The organism is Microseira sp. BLCC-F43 (assembly GCF_041929235.1).
GTDB lineage: Bacteria > Cyanobacteriota > Cyanobacteriia > Cyanobacteriales > Aerosakkonemataceae > Microseira.
This window is the reverse complement of sequence record NZ_JBHFNP010000055.1, coordinates 1-5582: the sequence shown is the minus strand read 5'-3', so window position 1 is coordinate 5582 and position 5582 is coordinate 1. Positions and strand designations below refer to the sequence as shown.

Genomic DNA, 5582 nt, shown 5'->3' with positions numbered 1-5582 from the left:
ATACAATTCTAGCAAACTCAGCATTAAACCGTAATAGTTGGAAACCAAAAAATGGGCGTTATCCCAGTATATTAGAGTACGGTTATGCCCACGTCACCTTTCCGAAATAAAAAAGGATAGCAGTTGTATTTCTATTATCCTGTACTTCGTAAATTAAGTTGAGTGTCTAGAACAAATTAGGTACTTCTACACGATTGATGATGCCAGCATAGTTGTTGTAGATTGTTTGAATCCCTGATTTACTCCCATGTGTTAAACTTGCACATTTAACTACATCCTTAGTTTTTTCGAGAAAATGACTAATGAATGTATGCCTGGTATTGTATTGGGGTCTATGTTCAATTCCCAATTCCTTTAAACATCTTGACCAAATCCGTTGAGAGAAGTTGTGATCGTCGATTGGTTTACTATTAGGGCTAGGGAATACTAATGCTTCTGGATTTTTATCACTCTGGTCATACCGTTTATTCAACATTTCTATTAAACCATAAGCCAGAGTAAATTATCGCATTTTGTTGGTCTTAGTACCCTTACGCACTCTTTTGGAAGTGCTATTTTTATTCCTTCCTAAAGATTCATAGAGCAACAGCAGATTTCGATTAAAGTCAATGTGTTTCCACTGTAATCCTATTGCTTCGCTTGTTCTAGTACCTTTCCAGAACAAGCATTTGACATAATCAGCGTGTTTGTAATATTTGCTGGTTTCAAACCAGTTAATAATGGCTTTCACCTCATCTACAGTGAACGGTTTAGGTAATGGTTTGGATTCAATCTTTATTTTTATATTTTTGAATTCAAAATATACTACTTTTAAAGTATTGAGGTAACGCTGAATAGTTTAATTTGATAATCCACGATTTGTTTTTAACCAGTTTACGAAATTATGTGCATCTTCAACGCTTTCTATGTTTCGATGGTACTCTCTTAATAAAGCAATTATTGATTTGTCTGAACCGCTAAAATTTTTCTCCAGTCGTGCCTCTAGTAGTTCAACTAGAGTAGGTTTTTTCTCAGTAGGTAAATCTGCGATTGACTCTTGAATACCTCGACTAGCTTGTTTTACAAAGTTGGTAATGGCATTGGGATTGTACTTGAGTGCTAGTTCGCCATTATTAGTCGCTGTAAAGTTACCAGATGCAATATCTAAAGCAATCCTGTCACAGATAGTTTGAGCGTGTTTTACGGCTATGGGGTCGTTGTACTGACCTAAAGAACCTAGTGTAAAGCGGATACCATTGTGGGTAAAGCGAATACGAATAGAGCCGTGATTATCCAGGGGTTGTTTTGGTGCTACCATAGTCTTGGGTTATCCCATAAAAAAATAGTAGGTAGGAATACTCTCACTGCAAATTTGATTATTCCTGCCTACTTAATTTTTACCACGTCTGACCTAAAACTGACCTAATAATTTTATTAGGTCTTGCAATAGCTAGTATTTACGTAGGTTATAACACCCTTGTTAAGGGCGAGGTCACGAGTTCAATCCTCGTCACGGGCTTTGAGAAAAAAGACGAAATAATAAGTATTTGAGCGAATTAAATGGTAGAAAAAGTACTTTTTTACACATGTTGCGCTGTATCTTGACTATGATTTGACTTAAACGGGTGCGGCAGGACTCGAACCTGCGGCAGACTGCTTAGAAGGCAGTTACTCTATCCACCTGAGTTACGCACCCAACTACCTGTGTGCCATATTATCAAAATTGAGCGAGATTTGTGCAGCCATAGGGGGTGTACTAGACCTCGACCAAACTTTTAGGGCTTCTGACCCTGTAGCAGCTTATAGTATGTGTACGCCTAAATAGTCCGGAAGGCTTGGAGACGCGTATTTTTACGGGAATCTAAGCCGCTCCGGGGGGTTTTAACCGCCTTGCCGTAGTAGAATTGCTTCATCGATAGCATTGCGATCGCAGATCAAGGTTTTCCTTGATGAGCGCAAGGTTGAAAGTACCGGCGCTTTTCTGACAGGTTTAACCAGGATGGCTTTTGATGCAGAATGCAGTTCAACCGCATTCAGGTAAGGAATCCGCCTTGCTAGGGGCACCAGAGCCAATATCGACAATCTGCCTTTGGGAGTCTTCGCGTCTTTTAGTCCGTGCAAAAAGGTTCGCCAGCAGAGCAGATCCCTAGGGATTCGTCTCTTGCAACAGCCAGATAGCCGTTCCGCAAGGTTCAGGGCGACAAGCTGGGGTTTTGGTGAGGTAGAATCTCCCGTTTTTGGAAAGGGAGAGGATGCAATAAAGACCAACAGCACGGGTGTTGGATAAGATAGTGTGATATTCAACTGCGCGAGCGCTCGTTTGTGCCTTCATGGACGAGCTGTACTAAGCTCGTTGCATCGAGACAGGTGCGATCGCAGTGACAATCGCATCTGCACCCAGTGGTCCTGACAGGAGTCAATTGCCAGTGACATGTTTATTCTGAAACGGCAGGATGTTGAAATATCAAGCATTCAGCACCCAAATCGGGACCAGCAGATTCCGATTCTCCATTATCAGGGGCAAACCTTTCGCTTAATCAGCGTGTTTAAAGCGAGTCAAGAGGAAGAAGCCAAAGCTTTCTGGCGGGATCTAACCGACAATCGCGGGAAAGCTTGTGTATTATTGGAGGAACCGGAGCGATACAGCGTCTGGGGTAAAGTCCGTCTGGATCAGCTCGCTGGCGATGCTGGCGAGGGCGTCAAGACGACACCGTTTACCCAAGCGTGTCTCTTGCTGCTCCAAGCGGTTTATATAGACATCGAAGACCTTTTAGGTTCCAGGCAAGCTGGATTATTTCAAAAAAATATCTCGGAGGTATTTCAGCAGTGGCGCTTTCCCAAGGCGGAATCGCCGGAGGCAGTACAAAATTTACTAACACTAGACCCGCTCTCAGGCTCCCAGGTTCCCCCTTGGGAAGAACACCATCTGATTACCTTGTTGCAAGAGTTGCATCGTCTTGGTAAACAGTATTTCGGCAATACCAGCTTTGTTGCCAGAGCCATCGACGCTTTAGAAGATATGCCGGAGGCAGAGCGAACTCACTTTATCAGTTGGCTGAATCAATCTCCCCTTGGTAAGCTGTGGCGATAACCGCAGCGATCAATTCGATTGAGGTGTGAGGGCAAGTCAAAGCGCCACGATTGGCTGGCTACCTTGCAGCCAGTGCGTTACGAGGTTGACATCAGCAGTGGCGCAACCAGATTGAATACGGCGCTTTCCATCACCAGCTATTACCATTGTCAGTGCATCCCTATGAGTAACCCTTCTGATAAATCCAGTCCTAAATCCCTTATACCCGTTCAGACAATTGTCATGGGTGGAATTGCTTGGGCTGTACTAGCACTTTTATTTTTTATGCTGTTCAGTATTACACCGGCAGGGACGCAGCGCCCAACGTGGTACGTCTATGGAACCTATATTTTTGAACAGGTGGCATACCTGGCAGCATCGTTGCTGTGTTTTAGAAATTGGCGCAGTCCTCAAATTGTCAGCGGACGCGGGGTCTGGCTGGGAATTGGTCTGGGAATGCTGTTCTATTTCATAGGGAACTTGTTGTTTGGCTATTGGGAACTGTTTTTAGGTCTAGAACCAGATGTATCGCTTGGGGATTTCTTTTTTATCGCGACTTATATTTCTCTGGGTTGGGGAATGATCCTGGCGGTAAAATCTAAGCGACTGAGTCTGGTATGGTGGCAGTCGGGAATTGTCCTGGCAATCGCTCTAATTGGATCTGGTTTGGCTTGGTGGATTACAACCTTGCCAACCACAGCCTTAGAGTTAATGCCACAACACCAAAATATTGCCGAAATTATCGTCCAACAAGCATCGCCAACGACTAAACCAGCACCAAAAGCTCCCCCAGTACAGCCAACCCCTGCACCCAAAGCATCGCCATCTCCCAAACCAACCCCTAGTCCAGAACCAGCTGCGGTTGAAAAAACAGCAGCACCGGCTTGGATTATGACATTAGACGAACAGCTAAAACCTCTCGCCGCTCCTATCAGTCTGTTTTACGTGGTGAGCGATATTTGTCTGTTAATTCTGGCAACAATGCTGCTGTTAGCTTTCTGGGGAGGACGTTTTGCTCAATCTTGGCGGGTAATCGCAGCGGCGGCGTTGTCGCTGTACATTGCAGATATGTGGTTTAAGTGGGCCGAAAAACAACCAGATTATCAGAGCGGCTCTCTACCGGAAGTATTCTGGGTGTTTAGCGGTGTGCTGTTTGCAATTGGAGCAGCCCTGGAATACGATACATCAAGCCGTTCTCGTCGCCCCGCTGGACGTAGACGGGGTTAGGAAAAAAAGCCGTATGAGCGCCAGAAAATTAACCGATGCCGACAAAGTTGAGATCGTTAAGTTGTATCGCGAAACCGACGAGACGACCTCAACACTGGCTATGCGGTATGATGTGAGCCACTCGACAATCAGTCGTTTCCTCAAAAGCACGCTGTCGCCTTCGGAATACGAAGTGCTGATTCAGCAAAAACGTTCCGGTCGCACGCTGAAGGAGAGTTACGAACCTGAGGAAGTCCAAGTCGAGACTTCGCCTTCGCTGCAATTAGAGTTACCTTTAGCTACAACCCCCGCCGCCAAACTGCGGCGAAGGCGTTCAACTGCGGTGGACGAGACAGAGGGCGAACCACTAGAGCTAGAAGCACCATTACCACCGAGAGAGGTTCCTGTGCCTCGTGCAGCAACTAAGGATGAATTGCTCGATGCAACTTATGCTGAAGCAGCCAGCACGTTCAGAGAAATGCTACCTGAAGATCTGTTAGAGCTTCAGGGAGAGTTGGCAGATTTGGATGAAGATGAGGAAGACGAAGACGACGAAGATTTTGAAGATGCGGATGAGGAAGACGAGGAAGACGAAGCGCCAATCTTAAGAAGGACGGTACGAGCTGGCGTTAAAGTTCAGGTTTTGCCGCTGTCGCAAGCGTTGATTCCCAAAACCTGTTACTTGGTGGTAGATCGAGCGGCAGAATTGGTGGCAAGACCGCTCAAAGATTTCGGCGATTTGGGTATAATTCCCCAAGAAGAAATCCAAGAGAGAACTTTACCTGTTTTTGACAACCACCGGGTGGCGCGTCGCTTTTCTAATCGTACCCAGCGGGTGATCAAAGTTCCCGATGGCAAGATGCTGCAAAAAGTTGGCGATCATCTCAAAGCGAAAGGCATTACTCGCCTGCTAATCGATGGTCAGGTTTATTCCCTATCGCTGAATTAGCAGTACTCGATCGCAAGCAAAAACTTTGAATGCGCTATGAGCGATTGCTCATAGCGCTTTTTATACCAGTATCCTTGCAACTTGCGCGGCGAACCGCGAACCTTTGAATTTTGTCATTGTTGAAACTAACTGCTATAGACTAATCCCAATTTTTCCACCGAGTTTGATACGGCTAAAAAAATTAAAAAAATATTTGTAACATTAACCCCATCCTACATAACAGTTAAAACACTGAATAGTGAACTACCCACCACCAACCTTTCAGGTATGGTGGGGGCTTCTTCCTTCACTGGGAATCGCCTCCACGACCGTGGATTTTTTACGTCCCGGTCGTTTTGGTCTTACATACCCAAAAGAAGCAGTAGCACTGGTTCCCAA

General features: G+C 45.3%; 6 protein-coding genes and 1 tRNA gene. 3 read left to right on the top strand and 4 right to left on the bottom strand.

The features are described from left to right. Nucleotides 1-502: 502 nt before the first annotated feature. The 4 genes from ACE1CM_RS09615 to ACE1CM_RS09600 form a co-directional block, all read right to left on the bottom strand. Nucleotides 503-772: a tyrosine-type recombinase/integrase gene (locus ACE1CM_RS09615; protein WP_374877191.1), complete on the bottom strand. Its 270-nt coding sequence runs from the start codon at nt 770-772 to the stop codon at nt 503-505. Between the two features lie 66 nt (nt 773-838). Continuing rightward, nucleotides 839-1297 (bottom strand): Arm DNA-binding domain-containing protein, encoded by a 459-nt coding sequence (locus ACE1CM_RS09610; RefSeq protein WP_374877190.1) that lies wholly within the window; start codon nt 1295-1297, stop codon nt 839-841. Between the two features lie 304 nt (nt 1298-1601). Next, nucleotides 1602-1675: transfer RNA gene (locus tag ACE1CM_RS09605), tRNA-Arg, on the bottom strand. Between the two features lie 185 nt (nt 1676-1860). After that, nucleotides 1861-2100 (bottom strand): hypothetical protein, encoded by a 240-nt coding sequence (locus ACE1CM_RS09600; RefSeq protein WP_374877189.1) that lies wholly within the window; start codon nt 2098-2100, stop codon nt 1861-1863. A gap of 310 nt (nt 2101-2410) precedes the next feature. Between ACE1CM_RS09600 and ACE1CM_RS09595 the strand changes: the two genes are divergently transcribed. The 3 genes from ACE1CM_RS09595 to ACE1CM_RS09585 all read left to right on the top strand — a co-directional run bounded on the left by ACE1CM_RS09595 (nt 2411) and on the right by ACE1CM_RS09585 (nt 5204). Beyond that, on the top strand, nt 2411-3070 hold the full coding sequence (locus ACE1CM_RS09595; protein ID WP_374877188.1) for an Npun_F0813 family protein: 660 nt from the start codon (nt 2411-2413) through the stop codon (nt 3068-3070). Between the two features lie 162 nt (nt 3071-3232). Then, nucleotides 3233-4276, top strand: a complete 1044-nt coding sequence (locus ACE1CM_RS09590; protein WP_374877187.1) for a hypothetical protein — start codon at nt 3233-3235, stop codon at nt 4274-4276. 13 nt (nt 4277-4289) lie between these two features. Beyond that, entirely contained in the window at nt 4290-5204 is a 915-nt protein-coding gene (locus ACE1CM_RS09585; RefSeq protein WP_374877186.1) for a transposase, read from the top strand. The last annotated feature ends 378 nt before the right edge of the window (nt 5205-5582 follow it).

What these genes read in the sequence shown, in the direction of transcription:
- ACE1CM_RS09590 (WP_374877187.1), top strand. Translation starts at nt 3,233, where the DNA reads ATGAGTAACCCTTCTGATAAATCCAGTCCTAAATCCCTTATACCCGTT.
- ACE1CM_RS09595 (WP_374877188.1), top strand. Translation starts at nt 2,411, where the DNA reads ATGTTTATTCTGAAACGGCAGGATGTTGAAATATCAAGCATTCAGCAC.
- ACE1CM_RS09610 (WP_374877190.1), bottom strand. Translation starts at nt 1,297, where the DNA reads ATGGTAGCACCAAAACAACCCCTGGATAATCACGGCTCTATTCGTATT.
- ACE1CM_RS09585 (WP_374877186.1), top strand. Translation starts at nt 4,290, where the DNA reads ATGAGCGCCAGAAAATTAACCGATGCCGACAAAGTTGAGATCGTTAAG.